General features: G+C 69.4%; 17 protein-coding genes. 8 read left to right on the top strand and 9 right to left on the bottom strand.

Annotated elements, in window-relative coordinates; translation table 11 throughout:
- Nucleotides 1–4: 4 nt before the first annotated feature.
- Nucleotides 5–2,338: an LPS-assembly protein LptD gene (locus H6927_03910; GenBank protein ID MCP5217234.1), complete on the bottom strand. Its 2,334-nt coding sequence runs from the start codon at nucleotides 2,336–2,338 to the stop codon at nucleotides 5–7.
- Between the two features lie 109 nt (nucleotides 2,339–2,447).
- On the opposite strand from H6927_03910, the gene H6927_03905 reads away from it, so the two are divergent.
- Nucleotides 2,448–3,539, top strand: a complete 1,092-nt coding sequence (locus H6927_03905; GenBank protein MCP5217233.1) for a phosphotransferase — start codon at nucleotides 2,448–2,450, stop codon at nucleotides 3,537–3,539.
- Nucleotides 3,540–3,615: 76 nt separating this feature from the next.
- Here the strand turns inward: H6927_03905 and H6927_03900 are convergent, their stop codons facing one another.
- The gene (locus H6927_03900; GenBank protein ID MCP5217232.1) at nucleotides 3,616–5,736 is read right to left on the bottom strand and encodes a cation-translocating P-type ATPase; all 2,121 of its coding nucleotides are present in this window, start codon (nucleotides 5,734–5,736) and stop codon (nucleotides 3,616–3,618) included.
- 102 nt (nucleotides 5,737–5,838) lie between these two features.
- On the opposite strand from H6927_03900, the gene cadR reads away from it, so the two are divergent.
- Both cadR and H6927_03890 read left to right on the top strand, forming a co-directional pair.
- The gene (gene cadR / locus H6927_03895; GenBank protein MCP5217231.1) at nucleotides 5,839–6,294 is read left to right on the top strand and encodes a Cd(II)/Pb(II)-responsive transcriptional regulator; all 456 of its coding nucleotides are present in this window, start codon (nucleotides 5,839–5,841) and stop codon (nucleotides 6,292–6,294) included.
- Nucleotides 6,295–6,374: 80 nt separating this feature from the next.
- A complete protein-coding gene (locus H6927_03890) occupies nucleotides 6,375–7,670 on the top strand; it encodes a pyrimidine utilization transport protein G (protein ID MCP5217230.1) in 1,296 nt (431 codons plus the stop codon).
- A gap of 58 nt (nucleotides 7,671–7,728) precedes the next feature.
- Here the strand turns inward: H6927_03890 and H6927_03885 are convergent, their stop codons facing one another.
- The 6 genes from H6927_03885 to aroE all read right to left on the bottom strand — a co-directional run bounded on the left by H6927_03885 (nucleotide 7,729) and on the right by aroE (nucleotide 13,346).
- On the bottom strand, nucleotides 7,729–8,058 hold the full coding sequence (locus tag H6927_03885) for a DUF1850 domain-containing protein (GenBank protein MCP5217229.1): 330 nt from the start codon (nucleotides 8,056–8,058) through the stop codon (nucleotides 7,729–7,731).
- Between the two features lie 137 nt (nucleotides 8,059–8,195).
- Nucleotides 8,196–10,268: a TRAP transporter permease gene (locus tag H6927_03880; GenBank protein MCP5217228.1), complete on the bottom strand. Its 2,073-nt coding sequence runs from the start codon at nucleotides 10,266–10,268 to the stop codon at nucleotides 8,196–8,198.
- A 108-nt stretch (nucleotides 10,269–10,376) separates the two neighbouring features.
- Complete coding sequence (locus H6927_03875; protein ID MCP5217227.1) at nucleotides 10,377–11,336, bottom strand: TAXI family TRAP transporter solute-binding subunit; 960 nt, start codon at nucleotides 11,334–11,336, stop codon at nucleotides 10,377–10,379.
- Between the two features lie 92 nt (nucleotides 11,337–11,428).
- Nucleotides 11,429–12,010: a cob(I)yrinic acid a,c-diamide adenosyltransferase gene (locus tag H6927_03870; protein ID MCP5217226.1), complete on the bottom strand. Its 582-nt coding sequence runs from the start codon at nucleotides 12,008–12,010 to the stop codon at nucleotides 11,429–11,431.
- A 7-nt stretch (nucleotides 12,011–12,017) separates the two neighbouring features.
- Complete coding sequence (aroQ, locus tag H6927_03865; protein ID MCP5217225.1) at nucleotides 12,018–12,467, bottom strand: type II 3-dehydroquinate dehydratase; 450 nt, start codon at nucleotides 12,465–12,467, stop codon at nucleotides 12,018–12,020.
- A gap of 45 nt (nucleotides 12,468–12,512) precedes the next feature.
- Nucleotides 12,513–13,346 (bottom strand): shikimate dehydrogenase, encoded by an 834-nt coding sequence (gene aroE / locus H6927_03860; GenBank protein MCP5217224.1) that lies wholly within the window; start codon nucleotides 13,344–13,346, stop codon nucleotides 12,513–12,515.
- Between the two features lie 152 nt (nucleotides 13,347–13,498).
- Here aroE and H6927_03855 point away from each other — a divergent pair, with 152 nt between their 5' ends.
- From H6927_03855 to cas3f, 3 genes are all read left to right on the top strand, one after another.
- Nucleotides 13,499–14,923: an FAD-binding protein gene (locus H6927_03855; GenBank protein MCP5217223.1), complete on the top strand. Its 1,425-nt coding sequence runs from the start codon at nucleotides 13,499–13,501 to the stop codon at nucleotides 14,921–14,923.
- A 62-nt stretch (nucleotides 14,924–14,985) separates the two neighbouring features.
- A complete protein-coding gene (gene cas1f / locus H6927_03850; protein MCP5217222.1) occupies nucleotides 14,986–15,987 on the top strand; it encodes a type I-F CRISPR-associated endonuclease Cas1 in 1,002 nt (333 codons plus the stop codon).
- Entirely contained in the window at nucleotides 15,984–19,553 is a 3,570-nt protein-coding gene (cas3f, locus tag H6927_03845; GenBank protein MCP5217221.1) for a type I-F CRISPR-associated helicase Cas3, read from the top strand. Before cas1f ends, cas3f begins: the two co-directional genes overlap by 4 nt.
- Nucleotides 19,554–19,642: 89 nt before the next feature.
- On the opposite strand, the gene H6927_03840 is transcribed toward cas3f, so the two are convergent.
- Nucleotides 19,643–19,927, bottom strand: a complete 285-nt coding sequence (locus H6927_03840; GenBank protein MCP5217220.1) for a hypothetical protein — start codon at nucleotides 19,925–19,927, stop codon at nucleotides 19,643–19,645.
- Here H6927_03840 and csy1 point away from each other — a divergent pair.
- Both csy1 and csy2 read left to right on the top strand, forming a co-directional pair.
- Complete coding sequence (gene csy1 / locus H6927_03835; GenBank protein ID MCP5217219.1) at nucleotides 19,926–21,332, top strand: type I-F CRISPR-associated protein Csy1; 1,407 nt, start codon at nucleotides 19,926–19,928, stop codon at nucleotides 21,330–21,332. The two genes, H6927_03840 and csy1, sit on opposite strands and share 2 nt — an antisense overlap.
- Complete coding sequence (csy2, locus tag H6927_03830; GenBank protein MCP5217218.1) at nucleotides 21,329–22,417, top strand: type I-F CRISPR-associated protein Csy2; 1,089 nt, start codon at nucleotides 21,329–21,331, stop codon at nucleotides 22,415–22,417. Before csy1 ends, csy2 begins: the two co-directional genes overlap by 4 nt.
- Nucleotides 22,418–22,455: the final 38 nt, after the last annotated feature.

Below are 22,455 nucleotides of genomic sequence, written 5' to 3'. Positions count from 1 at the left end.
GGGCTTATTCATAGTCGGTGAACCGGCTCGGTGAAGTGGTTTCCTGGCGCAGCAGTTGATAGTGGGGAATGCTGTTGCGCAGGCTGCGCAGCGGGCTCGATCCCAGACGCGAGAGGCCGACCAGCTCCAGCTGGAACATGATGCGCTTGGTCGACGAGGTCAGCGAGCTGTTGACCTTCTCCAGCACCACGCGGCCGATCCAGCAGCCCGCATCGTATTCGAAGCCCAGCAGCCCCTCGATCAGGCGGCGGTCGTTCATGCTGTAGTTCAAGCGCCCGACGCTGTACCAGCGCCCGCTGCAGCTGCCGCCGCCCTGGCGCGTGGTGCCCAGTTCGCCGCGCCCGCCCGGGCCGCCGCCCAGGGGCCACTGCCAGCCCACGTCGACCGACTCGTTGGCCAGGTCGCGCTGCAGGCGGTAGGCCGCGCTGAGGGTGCGGAACGGGCCCGGCGAATAGCGCGCCTGCACCGTGGTGCGCGTGGAGCGGTTGGTCTCGCGGTTGTACTGCACCACCGAGTCGAAGGCCCAGTGCGGGTCCCAGGTGATGCCGGCGCCCAGCATCAGGTCCGACAGGCCCTTGTCCGACGGCGCGCCGCCGGGCAGCACCACCTGCTGCGGGGTGAAGCGGTAGCGTTGCGCCACCGACAGGCGCAGCGCCTCGGCGCCGGTCTGCGGGTCGAGCAGCCGGCTGGTCAGGCCGGCGGTGATGAGGTTGTTGTCGACGATGCGGTCGTTGCCGGCAAAGATGTTGTCGGCCCAGATGGTGGCGAAGTTGAAGTCGTACAGGCCGCTGTCGTAGTTGGGCAGCCCATTCTGGTCGCGGTACGGCGTGTAGACGTACTTCAGGCGCGGCTCCAGCGTCTGCGTGAAGGCGCGGCCGAAGTAGCGGGCGTCGCGCTCGAACACCAGGCCGCTGTCCAGGCTGAGCGTGGGCAGCACGCGGCCCGCCGCGGTGCGGCCGTCGGCCAGCGGACGGTCGAACTGGTAATGGCTGGCGTGCAGCTGCACCTTGGGCGTGAAGAAGCCCCAGGGCCGCAGCACCGGGCGCGACAGCTGGGCATGCACGAACTCGCGGTCGGCGTTGGGCTGCCCGGTCCAGAACGAGTCGGCGCGAAAGCGCGTCGCATCGAGGTCGACCGAATAGTCCAGCCCGCCGTCGTTCATGCGGCCCCAGCGCGCACTCAGCTGCGGCAGGCGGTCGTACGGCGGCACGATGGGCGCCGTCACGTCCTGCAGCGTCTGCCACTTGAGCGCGCGCAGGTTGACCGACCAGTCGCCGCGCCCCCACGACAGCCCGCCGTCGCTGGCCAGCAGGCGCGTGGTCAGCGGCATGCCGCGGCCGTTGAAGTCGCGCCAGTAGTCGTTGTCGCTCACGCGGTTGAGGTTGAGCGCCAGGCCCAGGCTGCCGACGCTGGACAGGCCCGTCTCGTAGGTGCCGCTGTGCCGCGTGAACAGGCCCCAGCGCGTGCGCTGGCGCAGGCGGTCGCCCGGCATCAGGTTGCCGGCCGCGCTGCCCTGGTAGTTGTTCTCGAGGTAGCGGAACTCGCCGCCCAGCTCCACCCCGCGGCGCGACATCACGGTGGGCGTGAAGGTGGCGTCGCGGTTGGGCGCGATGTTCCAGTACCAGGGCACGGACAGCAGCAGGCCGCTGGTGCTGTCCAGCCCCATGGTGGGCGGCAGCCAGCCCGACTGGCGCGCGTCGCTGAGCGGAAAGCGCAGCGAAGGCACCGGCAGGATGGGCACGCCCTTGAAGTCCAGCACCGCGCCTTCGGCCTGGCCCACGTCGTCCTCGCGGTCCAGCGTCAGCTTGTCGGCGCGCAGGATCCAGTCGGGCACCCAGTCGGGCCCGGGCCGCACGCAGGTGGTGTAGTTGGCCTCGGTCAGCGTGGCGCGGTCGCGGTCCTGGAAGTCGATGCGCGCGGCGTCGCCGTGCGCGTCGTTGACCAGCAGGCGGTACGTGGGCTGCAGCAGAAAGCCCTCGAAGGCATCGACCTGCAACTGCCCCTCGCGCGCGGTGTAGCGGTCGCCCTTGGAGTTGACCCGCACGTGGCCGATGGCCGTCGCCACGTCCGTGCCCTGGTCGAAGCCGAGCGTGTCGCCCCACACCGCCAGGCCCGGGCGGCGCAGCTCGGCATGGCCTTGCACCGTGGTCTCCAGGTCGGCGCGGCCGGTGATCTCGTCGCCCGACACGAAGATCGCCGAGGGCTGGCCCGGCGGCAGCTTCTCGGCCAGCATGGGCGTGGCGCGCAGCCGCAGCGGCGCCTCGTCCGGCTGCGCGGCGGGCTGCGCCAGCGCCACCCCAGCCAGGCACGCCAGCGCCGCGGCCACCACCGGCCGCACAAGCGGGGGTGGCCGGCGCGGACCATCGAAGCCACGGGAAGAAGAGCGGTCAGGCACGGGCAGCAAGCAGACGGCGCGCCGTCCAGGCGCGCCCTAGAATCGATTATCCATGAGCCCCGCCGCGCCCACCCCGCCATCCGCCGCCCCGTCGTGGGCCGATCCGGCCCGCCAGCAGGCCTTCGAGCGCTGGCTCGACACCCAGGCCGGCGTGCACGGCCTGCGCCCGGACAGCCTGCACATCGCCTCGGCCGACGCGAGCTTTCGGCGCTACCTACGCATCGGCGCGGCCGACGGCGGCACGCGCATCATCATGGACGCCCCGCCAGCGCACGAGAACTGCGCCCCCTTCGTGCGGGTGGCGCAGCTCATGCACGACGCGGGCCTGAACGCGCCGAAGGTGCTGGCCTGGGACGAGGCGCAGGGCTTCATGCTGCTGACCGACCTGGGCGCGCGCACCATGATGGAGGCCATCGACCGCGAGCGGCCCGAAGCAAATCGCCCGCTGTACCAGCAGGCGCTGGACGCCCTGCTGACCTGGCAACAAGCCTCGCGCCCGGGCGTGCTGCCGCCTTATGACACGGCCCTGCTGCAACGCGAGTTGCAATTGTTTCCGGATTGGTACCTCACGCGCCACCGCGGCGTGGCCGTCGATGGCGCGCTGCGCGAGACGCTGGCCAAGGCCTTCGATCTGATCGTGACACGCAACCTGGCGGCGCCGCTGGTTTACGTGCACCGCGACTTCATGCCGCGCAACCTGATGGTGGGCGCCGATGGCGGCCCGCTCGGGGTGCTGGACTTTCAGGACGCCGTGCACGGCCCCATCACCTACGACATCGCCAGCCTGATGCGCGACGCCTTCCTGAGCTGGGACGAGGACTTCGTGCTCGACATCACCATCCGCTACTGGGAGCGCGCCAGGAAGCTGGGCCTGATGGACTTCGAGGACTGGCACAGCGACTTCGGCAGCTTCTGGCGCGCGGTGGAATGGATGGGCCTGCAGCGCCACCTGAAGGTGGCCGGCATCTTTGCCCGCCTGACGCTGCGCGACGGCAAGCCCAAGTACCTGCAGGATGCGCCGCGCTTCATCGCCTACATCCGCCACACGGCCGGGCGCTACCGCGAGCTGACGCCGCTGCTCAGGCTGGTGGACCGCATCGAGGGCACCGAGGCCCCCAGCGGCTGGGCCTTCGGGCGGGTTTGACCGACCGTCCCGATTCCGAATCAAACAAGGCTCTGGCCAGCACCCACCAAGCGCCAGCAGCTATTGAATCGATAGTTCAGCGACGCAACAGCCGCAGGCCGTTGGCCACCACCAGCAGGCTGGCGCCCATGTCGGCGAACACCGCCATCCACATGGTGGCGCCGCCGGCCAGCGCCAGCACCAGGAACACCGCCTTGATGCCCAGCGCCAGCGCGATGTTCTGCCACAGCACGCCGTGCACGCGGCGCGACAGGCGCAGCAGCTCGGGCAGGCGGCGCAGGTCGTCGTTCATCACCACCACGTCGGCCGCCTCCATGGCGATGTCGGTGCCGGCGCCGCCCATGGCCACGCCCAGGTCCGCGCTGGCCAGCGCCGGCGCGTCGTTGATGCCGTCGCCCACCATGGCCGTCGGGCCGTGGGCGGCCCGCAGCGCCGCGATGCGCGCCAGCTTGTCCTGCGGCAGCAGGCCGCCCACGGCCTGGCCCACGCCCACCGCCCGTCCCACCGCCTGCGCGGCGGCGGGCTGGTCGCCCGACAGCATGACCGTGGCCACGCCCATGGCCTTCAGCTCGGCCAGCGCCTCGCGGGCGTGGCCCTTCACCGTGTCGGCCACCGCCAGCAGGGCCAGCACCTCGCCGTCGCGCACCAGCAGGGACACGCTGCGCCCCTGCGCCTGGTGCGGCGCCAGGCGCGCGGCCAGGGCGTTGCTGTCCAGACCCAGCGCCTGCGCGGCGCGCCAGCCGATCAGGCGCAGGTTCTGGCCGTCGATGTGTGCGCTCACGCCGCTGCCGGGCTCGTCGGCCAAGCCGGCGGCCGCGCCCGGCGGCACGCCTTGCGCGGCCAGGCCGGCGGCAATGGCACGCGACACCGGGTGGCTGGAGCCGGCGGCCAGCGTGGCGGCCCAGCGCGGCCACTCGGCCGGCGGCGCGGCGGCCAGTGCCTCGCTGGCCACCAGCGCGGGCCTGCCCAGCGTCAGCGTGCCGGTCTTGTCCAGCGCCACGGCCTTCATCAGGCGTGCCCGCTCCAGGTGCACGCCGCCCTTGATCAGCACGCCGCGCCGCGCCGCCTGCGCCAGCGCGCTGACCAGGGTGACCGGCGTGGCGATCACCAGCGCGCAGGGGCAGGCGATCACCAGCAGCACCAGCGCCTTGTAGACGGCGTCATGCCAGGCCCAGCCCACCAGCCACGGCCCGAGCAGCGCCACCGCCAACGCCAGCACGAACACCACCGGCGTGTAGACGGCGGCGAAGCGGTCGACGAAGGCCTGCGTGGGCGCGCGGCTGGCCTGCGCCTGCTCCACCGCGTGGATGATGCGCGCCAGCTGCGTGTCGCGCGCGGCGGCCGTCACGCGCAGCACCAGCAGGCCCGTCTGGTTCAGCGTGCCGGCGTACACCGCGTCGCCCGCGCCCTTGTCCACCGGCAGGCTCTCGCCGGTGACGGGCGCCTCGTCGATGGCGCTGCGCCCCTCCAGCACCACGCCGTCCAGCGCCAGCCGCGCGCCGGGCTTGACGCGCACCCGCGCGCCCACCGCCACCTGCGTGGCGGGCACGGTGCGCCACGCGCCGTCGGCGCCCAGCAGCTCCACCTCGCCGGGCGCCATGCGCAGCAGGTCGCCGATGGCCCCGCGCGCGCGATCCACGGCGCGCGCCTCCAGGTGCTCGGCCAGGGCGTACAAGGCCATCACCATCGCGGCCTCGGGCCACTGGCCGATCAGCAGCGCGCCGGTGACGGCCACCGTCATCAAGGCGCTGATGTTCAGCCGCCCGCGCCGCAGCGCCCGCAGCCCCTTCCCGTAGGTGGCCAGGCCCGACAAGGCCACCGCCAGCACCGCCAGGCCCAGCCCGGCCGGGGCCCAGGCCGCGGGCGCCAAGGCGTGCGTCAGCTCGGCCGCCGCCGCCAGCACCAGCGCGGCCACGATGCGCGGCAGGCCGGGCGCGAGCAGCGCGCGGCCCCAGTCGATGGCGCCCGGACGGCGCCCGTGCTCGTGGTCATGCGCGTGCCCGTGCGCGCAGGCCCCGGCCGCGCCGTCCGCCGGCGCAAAGCCCGCCGCGCGCAGGCTGGCTTCGACCGCGGGCAGGCTGCCCGGCGCGGCCTCGACGTGCAGCTCGCGCGTGCCCAAATAAAAGCGCAGCCCGCGCAGGCCCTGGACATCACGCAGCGCGTGGCGAATCTCGGCTTCCTCGGCCGCGCAGTCCATGTTGGGGATGCGGTAGACCCGCTGGTCGATGGTGGCGGTGGTGCTCATGCCGACATTGGAAACCCTTGAGCAACTCCAGGGTCAAGGGCTTACCATGGACGCATGAAGATCAGCGAACTGGCCCAGGCGACCGACACCCCGGCCGACACCATCCGCTACTACGAGCGCGCGGGCCTGCTGCCCGTGCCGGCACGCACCGGCAACAACTACCGCCACTACGACGCCGGCCACGCCGAGCGCCTGGCCTTCATCCGCCAGGCGCGCGGGCTGGACATGTCGCTGGACGAGATTCGCGTGCTGCTGCGCTGGCAGGCCGAGCCCGGCGCCGACTGCGGGGCGGTCAATGCGCTGGTGGACGAGCACATCCGCCACATCGCCACCCGCATCCGCGAGCTGCGCGCGCTGGAGCGCCAGCTGAAGGCGCTGCGGGCGCGCTGCCAGCAGGCCAGCGACACCGCGCACTGCGGCATCCTGGCCGGCCTGAGCCACGCGGACGCGCCGCCGCCGGGCGCGGCGCCGCCCCACCGGCACATCGACGGGCCGCACGGCCGGCGCTGAAAGCGCCTGCGCGAGCGCCCTAAAGCGCTCGTTCCTCCACTACCATTCGGGGCACCAACCACCCCCAAGGAGCGGAGACGATGAGCCTGTTCAACTGGCAGGAAAAACCGGTCGCGGCACTGGCCAACGAGGGGGTGATCGCCCCCGACGAGCGCCTGCCCTGGCCGCAGACCACGGCCATGGGCGTGCAGCACGTGGTGGCGATGTTCGGCTCCACCGTGCTGGCGCCCATCCTGATGGGGTTCGACCCCAACCTGGCGATCTTCATGAGCGGCATCGGCACGCTCATCTTCTACTTCGTCACCGGCGGCAAGGTGCCCAGCTACCTGGGCTCGTCCTTTGCCTTCATCGGCGTGGTGATCGCCGCCACGGCCTATGCGGGCAAGGGGCCCAACCTCAACATTCCGGTCGCGCTGGGCGCCATCATCGTGTGCGGGGCGATCTACGCGCTGATCGGCGTGGTGGTGCAGGCCATCGGCACGGCCTGGATCGAGCGCCTGATGCCGCCCGTGGTGACCGGCGCGGTGGTGGCGGTGATCGGCCTGAACCTGGCCTCGATCCCGGTCAAGAACATGGCCGCCAGCGGCTTCGACAGCTGGATGCAGGCCGTCACCTTCGTCTGCGTGGCGCTGGTGGCGGTGTTCACGCGCGGCATGGTGCAGCGCCTGCTGATTTTGGTGGGGCTGGCGATCGCCACCGCCATCTACCTGGTGCTGACCAACGGCATGGGCCTGGGCAAGCCGATGGACTTCTCGGGCATCGCCAGCGCGGCATGGGTCGGCTGGCCGAAGTTCCAGGCGCCGGTGTTCGACAGCGCGGCCATCCTGCTGATCGCCCCCGTGGCGCTGATCCTGGTGGCCGAGAACCTGGGCCACATCAAGGCCGTGAGCGCCATGACCGGGCGCAACCTGGACCCGTACCTGGGCCGCGCCTTCATCGGCGACGGCATCGCCACCATGGTCTCGGGCAGCGCCGGCGGCACCGGCGTGACCACCTACGCCGAGAACATCGGCGTGATGGCGGCCACGCGCATCTACTCCACGGCGGTGTTCATCGTGGCGGCCATCGTGGCGCTGGTGCTGGGCTTTTCGCCCAAGTTCGGCGCGCTGATCCAGGCCATCCCGCTGCCGGTGATGGGCGGCGTGTCGATCGTGGTGTTCGGCCTGATCGCCATCGCCGGCGCGCGCATCTGGGTGGACAACAAGGTGGACTTCTCCGACCCGGCCAACCTCTTGATCGCCGCGCTCACGCTGATCCTGGGCACGGGCGACTTCACGCTCAAGTTCGGCGGCTTTGCCCTGGGCGGCATCGGCACCGCCACCTTTGGCGCGGTGGGGCTGGCGGCCTTGCTGCTGCGGCGCAAGCCCCGCGGTTGAACGTCAAATCGGCCTGTAGCCCGCATCAAACAATCCAAGATAGCTATCAACAATATAGCTATCGGTGGCCCACCCGCTCGCAGGCCCACAGCAGCGTGATGCCGCCGTCGGAGGGCAGCCACGCGCCCATCGGCCGGCACGGCTGGCCGGCCGGGCACAGCTCGAAGTCGGCCGTGTAGGGCGAGCGGGTGAGCCGCAGCGCGCCCTGCGGCTGGTCGGCCGGCACGTACTCGTACCAGGCGCCGCGGCGCACCGCGTCGGGCGGCGGCTCCATGCCGGCGCCGGTGCCCTGGATGCGCGCCAGCGCCAGGCGCAGCCGGGGCCGGCCGGCGCCGTCGCGCTGCACCCGGTAGTCCTCCTCCCAGCGGATTTTCTCGATCGAGTGCATCCACGCCAGGGTGAAGCGCGCCTGCGGCACGAAGCGCACGCGCGCGTCGCGGGCGGCCGGCAGCGCGCCCCCCGCATCGGCGCCCGGCGGCAGGCCGGCGGCCAGCGCCAGGCACACGCCCAAGACGGCGGCAATGCTCACGCCGGCGCGGCCGCGCGCACCTGGCGGGTGCGCCACACGTGCCACAGGGCGAAGGCGGCGGTGGCGGCAAAGCCGATTTCGTCCGTCCACGGCACGGCCGCCACCAGGAAGCACGCCGCCAGCAGGCAGTACAGGCGCTCGGCCCAGTTCAGCGGCGTCAGCAGGTAGCCGATGGCCGCCGCGCCCCACAGGCCGATGGCCACCAACGCCTTGGCCACCACGTAAGCCGTCGCGCCCCAGCTGTCGCCCAGCAGCAGCAGCTCGGGCGAATACACCATCATGTAGGGCGTGATGAAGCCGGCAATGGCGATGCGCATGGCGTGCAGGCCGATCTTCAGGCCCGACTCGCGCGCGATCGGCGCGGCGGCGAAGGCGGCCAGCGCCACCGGCGGCGTCAGGTCGGCCATGATGCCGAAATAGAACACGAACATGTGCGAGACGATCAGCGGCACGCCCAGCTCCAGCAGGATGGGCGCGGCCAGCGAGCTGGTGATGATGTAGTTGGGAATGGTGGGAATGCCCATGCCCAGCACCAGGCAGGTCAGCATGGTCAGCACCAGCGCCAGCAGCAGGTTGTCGCGCCCCAGGGCGATGACGTAGCCGCCCATCTCGGCCGCCACGCCGGTGAGGTTGATGATGCCGATGATGACGCCCACCAGCGCGCAGGCAATGGCCACCGGCAGCGCGTGGTGGGCGCCGTCCACCAGCGCCTGCACCGCCAGCCGGCGCGCGTCCTGACCCTTGTGCATGGCGAAGGTGATGGCCGCCAGCAGCGCCACCAGCACGAAGAAGATGCCGACGCCGAACTTGAAGAAGCCCGCCGTGGCCACGCCCAGCAGCACCCAGAACAGCACCCGCAGCGCCGTGCTGCCCACGCCCTGCATGCAGGCCGCGCCGAAGATCAGGATCGCCGTCAGCCCCAGCCCCACGGTGCCCGAAAACAGCGGCGTGTAGCCCGAGAACAGCAGCACCACCAGCCCGATCAGCGGCAGCAGCAAAAACCACTGGCGCCGGATGGCCAGCCAGGGGTCGGGGCACTCGTCCTTGGGCAGGCCCAGCAGGCTCTTGCGCCCGGCCTCCAGGTGCACCATCCAGAACGCGGTGATGTAGTAGAGGATGGCCGGAATGGCCGCCGCCTTGCACACGTCCACGTAGGGGATGTTCAGCGTCTCGGCCATGATGAAGGCCACCGCCCCCATCACCGGCGGCATGATCTGCCCGCCCATGCTGGAGGTGGCCTCCACCCCGCCGGCAAAGGCGCTGGAGTAGCCGAAGCGCTTCATCAGCGGGATGGTGAACTGCCCCGTGGTGACCACGTTGGCCACGCCCGAGCCGTTGATGGTGCCCATCAGGCCCGAGCTGATGACGGCCACCTTGGCCGGCCCGCCGCGCGTGTGGCCCACCGTGCCCATGGCGAAGTCGGTGAACAGCTGGATCATGCCCGCCTGCTCCAGGAAGGCACCGAACAGGATGAACAGGAAGATGTAGCTCGAGGACACGTAGGTCGGCGTGCCGTACAGGCCCTCGGTGCCGAAGGACAGCGTGCCGATGATCTGGTCCAGCCCGTAGCCGCGGTGCTGGAAGGCCGCCGGCAGGTGCTGCCCCCACAGCCCGTAGGCCAGGAACAGCCCGCAGATGATGGGCAGCGCCCAGCCCATGGTGCGGCGCGCGGCCTCGAACACCAGCACCAGCAGCACCACGCCCACCACCCAGTCGGCGTCGGTCAGCGAGCCGGCGCGCTGCACCAGGTCGGCCTCGAACACCCATTGGTAGATGCCGGTGGCCAGGCCGGCCAGGCCCAGCAGCCACGCCAGGGGCTTGAAGCCCGGGCGGGCCCCGTGCTGCTTGCTGAAGCCCGGCTCGATCAGGAACACCATCAGGAGCACGAAGCCCACGTGCACCGCCCGCACCACCTGGCTGGAGAGGGGGCTGAAGGCGGCCGTGATGACCTGGAAGCTGGAAAACACCAGCGCCACCCAGAACACGGCGCTGCGCCAGGCCAGTTTGTCGTGCGTGGGGGCGGGGGGAGCGTCGAGCGGCGTGTGGCTGACGGCGGCGGCATCGGTCATGGCGGGCTTTCGATCGCGCGGGTTGCAGGCAAAGGGCGCGACCATCAAAAAACCGGCGCCTCGCAGCGCCGGTTCCCGATGGCCGTCACCCCATGGACATGGGCCGTCTTACTTCAGGATGCCGGCCTCGCGGAAGTAGCGCTCGGCGCCCGGGTGCAGCGGAATGGGCATGCCCGTCAGCGCGTTCTGCAGCTTGATCGCCTTGGCGGCGTTGTGCGCGGCGTACAGGGTGTCCAGGTTGCCGTACATGGCCTTGGCCATCTGGTAGACCAGCTCGTCGGGCACCTTGGACTGCGTGACCAGGAAGTTGGGGATGGCCACCGTGGGCACCGCCTCGGTCTGGCCGGTGTAGGTGTTGGCCGGAATCTCGGTGGCCACGTAGGCCGGGCTGCCGATCTTGGCCACCACCTCCTTGGGCACGGCCACCACGCGGATCTTGACCGAGCTGGCCAGATCGCGGATCGAGGCCACGCCCAGGCCGGCCGACTGCAGGGTGGCGTCGAGCTGGCGGTTCTTGATCAGCTCCACCGACTCGCCGAACGGCAGGTACTCGACCTTGGCCAGGTCCTTGTACGACAGGCCGGCGGCCTTGAAGATGGCGCGCGCGTTCAGCTCGGTGCCCGACTTGGCCGCGCCCACCGACACGCGCTTGCCCTTCAGGTCGGCCAGGGTCTTGATGCCCGAGTCCTCGCTGGCGACGATCTGGATGTAGTTGTTGTAGGTGGCCGAGAAGCCGCGCAGGTTCTTCAGCGGCTCCTTGAAGCCCGCCTCGGCGTCGCCGGCCCAGGCGTCGGCCACCGCGTCGCCGAGCGAAAACGCCAGCTCGCCGCGCCCCGCCTGCAGCAGGTTGAGGTTTTCGGCCGAGGCCTTGGTGACCTGCGCCGTGGCGCGCGCGTCCGGGACGGCCTTGGCGAAGATCTGCGCCAGCGACACGCCCAGCGGGTAGTACACGCCGCTTTGCCCGCCCGTCAGCACGTTGATGAATTGCGGCTTCTGGGCCAGGGCGGCGCCGCCCAGTGCCAGCAGGCCGGCCATCAGGCCGGCCGCGAGGGTGGTTTTCAAACGCATCTCGTCTTGCTCCTCTTTTGCGTATGGCAACAAAGGAAACCATGGTAAGGGACGATACGCGCCCCGGACACCCGGGATTCACCCCATGCGCGTCACCCGCCGTGCTGCGTGCGATCCAGCTTGTCGCTCTTCCAGTAGACCTCGTCCTGCAGCTCGTGCCCGCTGGCGTCGCGGTTGAACACGCGCGCCAGCACGAACATCAAATCCGACAGGCGGTTGAGGTAGCGGCGCGGCGCGGCGCGCACGTCCTCCTGCTGGCCCAGCGCCACCACCGCGCGCTCGGCGCGGCGCGCCACGGTGCGGCACACGTGCGCCTGCGCGGCCGCGCGCGTGCCATTGGGCAGGATGAACTCCTGCAGCCGCGGCAGCGTGGCGTTGTACTTGTCCAGCGCGGCGTCCAGCTCGGCCAGCGCCTCGTCCTTGAGCAGCTCGAAGCCCGGGATCGACAGCTCGCCGCCCAGGTTGAACAGCTGCTGCTGGATGCTGGTGAGCAGGGCGCGAACGTCGGCCGGCATGGGCTCGCACAGCAGCACGCCGATGTGGCTGTTGAGCTCGTCCACGTCGCCCATGGCGTGCGGGCGCGCGCTGGCCTTGGACACGCGGGTGTTGTTGCCCAGGCCGGTGGTGCCGTCGTCGCCCGTGCGGGTGGCGATCTGTGTCAGGCGTTTGCCCATGGTGTTCTCACTTTTTGATAGCTTGCTGCGCTTGTCCGACCAGGGCGCGCAGCCCCAAAAGGTATGAATCGACGCCAAAGCCGCAGACCTGGCCGGCGGCGATCGGCGCGATGAAGGAGCGGTGGCGAAACGGCTCGCGCGCGTGGATGTTGGACATGTGCACCTCGACGATGGGGCACTTGAGGATGGCCAGCGCGTCGCGGATGGCGATGCTGGTGTGCGTCCACGCGCCGGCGTTGATGAGCACGCCGTCGGCCGCGTCGCGGTGCGCCTGGTGGATGCGCTCGCACAGCGCGCCCTCGTGGTTGGTCTGGAAGCACTCCACGCCGACGCCCAGCTCCTGCGCCAGCGCGCGCAGCCCGGCGTCGATGTCGGCCAGCGTGGCCGTGCCGTACTGCGCCGGATCGCGCTGGCCGAACATGTTGAGGTTGACGCCGTGCAGGACGAGGAGCTTCATGTCCGCCATTATGGAGAACGCTGCCAGCAGGGATATGTGTGTGCGTCAGGCCAGCGGTACCGCCAGCCGCGCCAGCACCGCGCGCGTGTCGGGCCGCACGCCGCGCCACAGCGCGAAGGACTCGGCCGCCTGCTCCACCAGCATGCCCAGGCCGTCGGCCACGCGCGCGCAGCCGGCCGACTGGGCCAGCGCCAGGAACGGCGTCAGCCCCTTGCCGTAGACCATGTCGTAGGCCAGCGCGCCGGGCGCGAAGGCGCTGGCCGGCACGGCCGGCGCCTGCCCGCTCAGGCTGGCCGAGGTGGCGTTGACGACGACGTCGAAGGCGCCGGCCAGCGCGTCCAGCCCGCAGCCGGCCAGCGCCACGCCGCCCAGGTGCGGCGCCAGCTCGTGCGCCAGCGCGCGCGCCTTGTCGGCCGTGCGGTTGGCCACGAGGATGCGCGCCGCGCCCGCCCGCGCGAGGGGCAGCACCACGCCGCGCGTGGCGCCGCCCGCACCCAGCAGCAGCACCCGCCGGCCGCGCAGCGGCGTGCCCAGGTTGTGCTCGATGTCGCGCACCAGGCCCAGGCCGTCGGTGTTGTGCGCCCGCGCGTGCGCGCCCTCGAACACCAGCGTGTTGGCCGCGCCCGCCAGGCGCGCGTCCACGCTGGCCTCGTCGGCCAGTTGCAGCGCCGCCAGCTTGAAGGGCAGGGTCACGTTCAGCCCGCGCCCGCCGGCAGCGCGAAAGGCCTGCACGGCGCGCGCAAAGCCGTCCGGCGCGGCGCCACCGTCGATCGCCTCGTACGTCATGTCCTGCCCCGTGGCCTGCGCGAACAGGCCATGGATCAGGGGCGACTTGCTGTGGGCGATGGGGTGGCCGATGACGGCGTAGCGGTCGGGCATGGGGCAATGGTAGCGGGCCGCCCGCGGCAGGCTTGGCGCATCGGCCACTCAGGAGGGCCCGCGCCATGCGCAGAGCGGCTGGCCGCCATCCACGTGGGCACCACGGTGCGGCACCCGGCGCCGTACACTGCCCGCACACTGCAGGAGCCCCGATGAACGCCCCCACCCAGCCCACCCACGTTCTGCCCCAGGTCCATCAGCGCCCCGTGCCGCCGGCGCTGATCGAGGCGCTCAAGACGCGCTTTGGCGCCCAGTTCTCCGACGCCCTGGCGGTGCGCGAGCAGCACGGGCGCGACGAGTCGGCCTTCACCACCGTGCCGCCGCCGGCCGCCGTGGTGTTTGCCGAAAGCACAGCCGACGTGCAGGACGCCGTGCGGCTGTGCGCGCAACACAGAGTGCCGGTGATTCCCTACGGCGTCGGCTCCTCGCTGGAGGGCCATTTGCTGGCCGTGCAGGGCGGCGTCAGCCTCGATGTCAGCCGCATGAACAAGGTGCTGAGCGTCAACGCCGAGGACCTGACGGTGACCGTGCAGCCCGGCGTCACGCGCGAGCAGCTCAACGCCGAGATCAGAAGCACCGGCCTGTTCTTTCCGATCGACCCCGGCGCCAACGCCAGCCTGGGTGGCATGTGCGCCACGCGCGCCAGCGGCACCAACGCCGTGCGCTACGGCACCATGCGCGAGAACGTGCTGGCGCTGCAGGTCGTCACCGCCGCGGGCGAGGCCATCCGCACCGGCACGCGCGCCAAGAAAAGCAGCGCCGGCTACGACCTGACGCGCCTGTTCGTCGGCAGCGAAGGCACGCTGGGCGTCATCACCGAGGCCACGCTGCGCGTGTACCCGCTGCCCGAGGCGGTGGCGGCGGCGATCTGCTCGTTCGGCAGCATCGGCGACGCGGTCGACACCGTGATCCAGATCATCCAGCTGGGCGTGCCCATCGCCCGCGTCGAGCTGCTGGACGGGCACACCGTGCGCATCGTCAACCGGCACAGCAAGCTCGCGCTGCGCGAGGGGCCCATGCTGCTGATGGAGTTCCACGGCTCGCCCGCCGGCGTGAAGGAGCAGACCGAGACCGTGCAGGCCATCGCGGCCGAGCACGGCGGCGCCGGCTTCGAATGGGCAGACACGCCCGAGGAGCGCTCGCGCCTGTGGACGGCGCGGCACAACGCCTACTTCGCCGGCGTGCAAAGCCGCCCCGGCTGCCGCTGCATCACCACCGACGTGTGCGTGCCCATCTCGCGCCTGGCCGACGCGCTGCTGGACAGCGTGCGGGAAGCCGACGACAGCCACATCCCCTACTTCCTGGTCGGCCACGTGGGCGACGGCAACTTCCACGTGGGCTACCTGATCGACCCCGACGACGACGCCGAGCGCGCGTGCGCCGAGCAGCTCAACCGCCAGGTCGTCGCGCGCGCCCTGGCGCTGGGCGGCACCTGCAGCGGCGAGCACGGCGTGGGCCTGCACAAGATGGACTTCCTGCTGGACGAGGCCGGCGCCGGCGCGGTGGACCTGATGCGCACCATCAAGCGCGCGCTGGATCCGCTGGACATCATGAATCCGGGGAAGGTGTTCAATTGAACTGAACCGGGCCTCCGGCCCTGCGTGACCCCACACTTCCTCAACAGCGGCCAGGACCCAACATGCAAGAGCTCCATGGCTCAGAGCTCAAAACCATCCTGCACTCCAAGCGGGCCAACCTTTACTACCTGGAGCACTGCCGCGTGCTCGTCAACGGTGGCCGCGTCGAGTACGTGACGGACGCCGGCAAGAAAAGCCTGTACTGGAACATCCCCATCGCCAACACCACCAGCATCCTGCTGGGCACGGGCACTTCCATCACCCAGGCCGCGATGCGCGAGCTGGCCAAGGCTGGGGTGCTGGTGGGTTTTTGCGGCGGCGGTGGCACGCCCCTGTTCAGCGCCAACGAAGTCGATGTGGAAGTGGCCTGGCTCACGCCGCAGAGCGAATACCGCCCCACGGAGTACCTGCAGGCCTGGGTCAAGTTCTGGTTTGATGATGAACTGCGCCTGCACGCCGCCAAGCAGTTGCAGGCCGGGCGCCTGCAGAAGTTGCTGGCCGAATGGCGCTCCCGCGCCTTGCGCGAAGCCGGCTTTGCAGTCGATGCAGAACGCTTGCAGACCTTGGTGCAGCAGTACACCGTGCGCATTGCCCAGGCGCCGGATGTGACGGTGCTGCTGACCGATGAGGCACAGCTGACCAAATCCTTGTTCAAACTGGCCGTGGATGCCGTGGGCTACGGCGAGTTCACGCGTGCCAAGCGCGGCACGGGCACGGACGCCGCCAACCGGTTTTTGGACCATGGCAACTACCTGGCCTACGGCCTGGGCGCGACGGCCACCTGGGTGCTCGGCTTGCCGCATGGCCTGGCGGTGCTGCACGGCAAGACGCGCCGGGGCGGGCTGGTGTTCGATGCGGCCGATCTGGTCAAGGACGCCGTGATCCTGCCGCAAGCGTTTTTGTCAGCCATGCGGGGCGAGGATGAGCAGCAGTTCCGCCGCCAATGCATCGAGGCGCTGACACGCAGCGAAGCGCTGGACTTCATCATCGACAGCCTCAAGCACATCGCCACCACGACGGCACAGCTCTTGGCGCAAAACCCATCCCAAGAGCCGCACGCATGAACGTGCTTTTCGTCTCCCAGTGCAGCAAACGTGCGCTGACCGAAACACGCCGCATCCTGGACCAGTTTGCCGAGCGCCGGGGCGAGCGTACCTGGCAAACACCCATCACTCAGGCCGGGCTGGACACCGTGCGCAAGCTGCTGCGCCAGAGCGCGCGCAAGAACACGGCGGTGGCCTGCCACTGGATACGTGGGCGCGACCACAGCGAACTGCTGTGGGTGGTGGGCGACGGGCGCCAGTTCAATACCGAAGGGGCCGTCCCGACCAATACCACGGCGAGCAATGTGCTGCGGGCGGGCGACGAAAGCACCTGGCACCATCTGCCCCTGATGACGGCGCTGGCCGCGCTGGCGGCCCTGCTGCACGACCTGGGCAAGGCCACGCGGGCATTCCAGGATCGCCTGAGAAACCCCGGCCTGCGCGAGCGCAACCACTACCGGCACGAATGGGTGTCGGTGCGACTGTTCCAGGCGTTCGTGGGCGGGGACGACGATGCCCGCTGGCTGCAAAGGCTGGCGGACTGCGCTGAAGCGGACACCGATACCAAGGCGTTTGAAGCGTTGTGGCTGGGCCATGCCGGCGGACGGTTGCTGCGCGATGGGCTGGACGAGCCTCAGGCAAACAGCACACTTCCTTTTGCTGCCCTCAAAAATGCCCCTCTGGCCCAAGCCGTGGCGTGGCTGGTGTTTACGCACCACCGTCTGCCATGCATGCCGGTGGAACACGCCAAAGGCCTGGGTGACGAAGACATCGAGGACGGCAGAACCGCATACCGCCGCTTTGGGGCACGCCCCGGCTTCCTGAACACCAGCGATCTGGACGATGTGTTGCTGCGCATCAGTGCCGACTGGAATGAACCCCGAGACCGGGTGGATCACGCCACCTTGCAGGCGCACTGGAACTTTGAGCCGCATGGCCTGCCCGTGGTCACATCCACCTGGCGCAAACAGGCCGCCCGCTACGCACGCAAGCTGTTGGAGCTGTCTCGACTCCCTGCCGAGCCACCGGTGCTGCACGATCCGTTTGCCATGCATGTCGCGCGCCTGTGCCTGATGCTGGCTGACCACCACTACTCCAGCATCACCGACGACATCCGGCGTGCCCCGTACCGCAACAAAGGCTACCCGCTGCATGCCAACACGCGCAGCAGCTCCTACACAAACGATAGCTGCCAGCGCTTGATGGACAAGGGCAAAGGCCCTATTTTCAATCAAACCCTGGACGAACACCTGCTGGGCGTTCAGGCCCACGCCACGCTGGTGGCGCGGTCGCTGCCCAGCCTGGCGCACAGCCTGCCCGCGCTCAAAAACCACAAGCCGCTCAAAAAGCGCAGCGCAGATGCCGGTTTTGCCTGGCAAGACAAGGCCGCCGACCTGGCTGCCGGCGTGCGCCTCCAGGCAGCGGCACAGGGCGCCTTCATCGTCAACATGGCCTCCACCGGCTGTGGCAAGACCTTGGGCAACGCCCGCATCATGAACGCGCTGGCCGACCCCGCCACGGGCATGCGCTGTGCCTTCGCCATCGGGCTACGCACGCTCACGCTGCAGACGGGGCGCGTCTTCCAGAACGACCTGTTGCTGAGCGATGAGCAGCTTGCCATCCAGGTCGGCGGCGCAGCCAGCCGGGCCTTGTTCGAATACTGGGAGACGCAGGCCGAAGCCAGTGGCTCGGCGTCCGCACAGGCCCTGGTGTTCGACCCGCGCCTGCCCCGTGCGGGCGAGGCCGCCACAGACACGCCGCAGGCCGAAGCGGATGGCGGCCTGCTGTATGAAGGCAATGACCAGCACCCCTTGCTGCAAAGACTGACCGACGACGTGCAGGTGCGCCGTCTGCTGGCGGCTCCGCTGCTGGTCTGCACCGTGGATCACCTCACCCCCGCCACCGAAAGCCTGCGCGGCGGCCGCCAGATCGCGCCCATGCTGCGCCTGCTGACGGGCGACCTGGTGCTGGACGAGCCCGACGACTTCGACATGGCCGACCTGCCCGCCCTCACCCGGCTGGTGCATTGGGCGGGCCTGCTGGGCAGCCGCGTGCTGCTGTCGTCGGCCACCTTGCCGCCCGCGCTGGTGGAGGGGCTGTTTCTGGCCTACCGCGCCGGGCGCGCCGTGTACCAGCAGCACCGCAGCGAGCGGCCCGGCGAGCCGGTGAACATCTGCTGCCTGTGGATCGATGAGTTTCACCAGACCACGCAGGACTGTGCTGGCGGTGCCGCGTTCCGTGAAGCCCATGCCCAGTACGTGCACAAGCGCGTGGCCAAGCTGAAGCAGGCCGAGGTTCGGCGCCTGGCGCAGATTGCACAGCTGCCAGACAGCTGGCACAACCTGAAAGAGCCCGAGCGGCGCAACGACTTTGCCCGTCTGGTGCTGGAGCAGGCCTGGCAACTGCACCAGCAGCCCCACAACCACCGCATCGACCCCGCCAGCGGCAAGTGCGTGAGCCTGGGCCTGATCCGCATGGCCAACATCGCGCCTTTGTTCGACGTGGCGCTGGCCATGTACGCTCTGGGCGCCCCGGCCCCTGGCGTACGCATCCACCTGTGCGTGTACCACTCGCAGTTCCCGCTGCTGCTGCGCTCGGCCATCGAGCGGCAGCTCGACAACCTGCTCAACCGCCGGGGTGCCCAAGATGGCCATGACCCCGCACTGCAGCGCCCGGCCCTGCGCGCGTGCATCGATGCGCACCCCGAGCACCACCACCTGTTCATCGTGCTGGGCAGCCCGGTGACGGAAGTGGGCCGCGACCACGACTACGACTGGGCCGTGGTCGAGCCCTCGTCCATGCGCTCGCTCATCCAGCTTGCCGGGCGCGTGCGGCGGCACCGGCCGGGCGCCGTCGATGGAGTGAACATGGCGGTGCTGGACAGCAACCTGCGGCATTACCACGAGAAACCGAACCAACCTGCGTATTGCAGACCCGGTTTCGAGACGGCGCACGCGCCGTTTCTGCTCAAGTCCCACCACCTGCGCGACCTGCTGGCGCGAGAGACAGGCGAAGCACCTGCATGGGCCGTCGATGCGCGGCCGCGCATTGCCTTACCGCCTGACACACTGCGCCCCAGCCGCCGCTGGACCGATCTGGAACACGCCCGCATGCACGACAGCCTGCTGCCGAAGCCGCAGGGCACATCCACCCCCACCTACGCCGCGTGCCTGCACTGGCACGAGCCCCTGCCTGAAGCACCCCGGTCACTATGGCTCACCGGCCTGTTGCCACAGATCCAGCGCTTTCGCTACGACCCGCAACGGCGTGACGACGTGGCCTTGCTTCCCGACGAGGAAGAAGAAACGCTGCGGCTGCACCGGGTGCAAGACGGAAACCGGCGGGGCGACAAACTCTATGTGCCGGTGCACCAAAGCCAGTGCCACCCGGTGCCCGAAGCACGACTGGCATCCCCCAGCGTGTCATCCTGGCCGCAGGTGGACCTGATGGAGGAATTGGTTGCGCTGGCGCAAGCGCAGGGGCTGTCCCTGCAGGCATGCGCAGAACGCTATGCCACCGCCAGCCTGCCTGAATGCCAGGCGGGTTGGCGGTGGGATGAGCGCTTGGGCTTTACAAAGAAAGCTTGAGCTGCCTGTTCGGCAGAAGACTAGGGCCACGCAGGTTAGGTGACTTTTCTAAGCTGTCTTGCGACAGGCTCTTGATTGTCTGCCATCTCTCAACTATGATCCACCTCAACAGAAAATTTTCTTTTGCTTCGCAAATAAGTTGACTGGTTAAAAACTTCAAATTTAAGAAAAACCGTGGTGCAAGTACCAGTTGCACCACGGTTGATTTCAGCAACGTGCTCTGACGCACCAAACAAGAAAGTGAGGTCACAGTGGGTAGCGCCCACGCCCTGAGAAGAGCCTTGTCGGCTACCTAGCCGTTTTTCACATCCCCGGTTGGCCTTGTGCTGACCGGGGAATTCTAACTTCCAACCCTTTTGGAAAGGTATTCCCATGTCTGAAGCCCCTTCAACAGGTGGCAAGGCAGGCTACCGAGCGGCCATCAGCGCCTTCTTGCAAGAGCGACTGCAAGCCAAGCTCGACAAGCTCAAGCCTGACGATCCCCAACGCGACGAGGTGATTGCTTCATTCGCCCATGATGTGTGGCTGGCCAACGCTGCCAAGCGCGTGGAGCAAATCCAGGCTGTCACCCACTCCCTCAAACCCATCCACCCCGATGCACGGGGCACCAACCTTTATGTGGAGCCCACTAACCTGCCTCCGCTGGCCGAGCTGGGCAGCCATGCGCTGGGCGGGCGCTTTGTGGGCGATGTGGTGGGCAACGCCGCCGCGCTGGATGTGTACAAGCTGCTCAAGCTGGAGGTGAACGGGCGCAGCCTGCTCACCGCCCTGCTGGCGCAGGATGCCGATGCCCTGGCTGCGCTGCATACGGACCCCACGCAAGCCCAGGCGCTGCGCGGTGCCTTCGTATCGCTGACCCAGCCCCGCGCCGAAGGGCCCAGCAGCCACACGCTGGCCAAGCAGCTGTACTGGCTGACGGGCAGCGATGCCTGTGATGACGGCCACTACGTCCTGCTGGCCCCGCTGTACGCCACATCGCTGGCCCATGCCGTGCATGCCCAGGTGCAGGAAGACCGCTTTGGCGAAGCCAACAAGGCCGCCCGCCAGGCCCGGCGCGAGCGCAAGGCGCACAGCGGTGTGTTCCACGACTACCCCGGCCTCGCCGTGCAGAACATGGGCGGGACCAAGCCACAGAACATCAGCCAGCTCAACAGCGAGCGGCGGGGCATGAACTACCTGCTCTCGTCCCTGCCGCCGCAGTGGCAGGCGAGCGCTGTGCGATTGCCGGTGCATGCAGAGTCGGTGTTCGACCGGCTGTTCATCGCCCGCCCCGAGGTGCGCCGCGCCGTGCGTACGTTGCGGAAGTTTCTGGAGTCCGACCCCGAACCCAACCTGGCCACACGTGAGCGCCGCGAGGCCATGGTGGACACGTTGTTGGACGAGCTGGTCGCGCTGGCGGCCGAACTGCAGCAGTTGCTGCCGCCGGGGTGGAGCTGCGATGACGAACGGTTTGAAAAACTCGACGACAACCAAAAGCTCTGGCTAGACCCCTTGCGTGTAGAACGGCCCGAAGAACGTGAGTTTGCAGAGCGCTGGCTCCAAATGGACTGGCCGGCAGAAATCGGCAAAGCATTCGCCAACTGGCTCAACAAACAGCTGCGCGACAAGTTGCCGGTGGGCGATGCCGAAGCGCGCGAGTGGAAAAAGGAGCTGCTGACCGATGAGGACGGCTTCAAACAGCAGCTGCGCGAACTGCGCGACAAGCTGGATGCGCCGCACCACATCCCCATCCGCAAAACGCATGCGGAGTTGGTGGCACTGCGGGAGGAGCACCCATGAACCGACTGCAACCCCAAGCCATCCTCGTCCTGCCCCACCTGCGGATCCAGAACGCCAATGCCATTGCCAGCCCGCTCACGCACGGCTTCCCGTCCATCACGGCCTTTACCGGCCTGATGTGGGCGCTGGAGCGCAAGCTGGCGCAAGCCGGTGTGCCGCTGCAACTGCACGGTGTGGGCGTGGTGTGCCACCACCACCAGGAGCAGGTGATGCAGGGCTATGTTCGCAGCTTCAACCTCACGCGCAACCCTGTAGACAAAGACGGCAGCACCGCCGCCATCGTGGAAGAAGGCCGCATGCACCTGCAGATCACGCTGGTGCTGACCGTGTCTGAAAAACGCACGCCTGGCACACCGGCTGCGCTGGTGCAAGGCCATCAGGCGCCCATGGACGACTGGGCCACGCAGGCCGGCCACATCCTGGCTGACATGCGCGTGGCAGGAGGCAGCGTATTGCCCTCGCGCCCCGTGCCTGGCAAGCGCGTGCGCCCGTGGATGGCCATCATGCCCGAAGACCCCGAGGCTGCCGCCATCGAGTTCCGGAAGTGGCGCCGGCAGTGGCTACCCGGCTTTGCCCTGGTGGGGCGCGATGACCTGCTGGGCCAACGCCTGCAGGATCTGCGCACCACACGGCCAGACGCCACGCTGCTGGACGCCTGGTTGCATGCGGCCCGTTTCAACCATGAGCCCGTCGCCTCCGACAGCGGAGCCCACGCACCTGACGGGCATGTGAAGTGGGAAGACCCACAGCGCCCCAAAGGGAGCGGCTGGGTGGTGCCCATCCCCGTTGGCTATGCAGCGCTCGCGCCCCAGGCGCATGCGGCGGGCAGCGTGCGCAATGCGCGCGATGCCACGGTGCCGCTGCGGTTTGTGGAGTCGGTCTATTCGCTGGGCGAATGGATCAGCCCGCACCGCCTGACGGGTTTGGGCCAACTGCTGTGGCATGCCGAAACCGACGAGGCCAAGGGCCTGCACCGATGCCGCAATGGTTATCAGCCTCCGCAGGCGGACGCCGACCGCTCCATCGGCGCCCAAGGCGGCACGCTGGATGAATGGGACGACGCCGAGGCCTATGCATACACCTGAGCCAGCGGCCCCTCATTCGCATTCAACACCCACCCAAT

It is taken from the genome of Burkholderiaceae bacterium (genome assembly GCA_024235995.1).
Classification (GTDB): domain Bacteria; phylum Pseudomonadota; class Gammaproteobacteria; order Burkholderiales; family Burkholderiaceae_C; genus Ottowia.
Note: the sequence above shows the minus strand (reverse complement) of the source record. Positions and strands in the feature narration are given on the sequence as shown.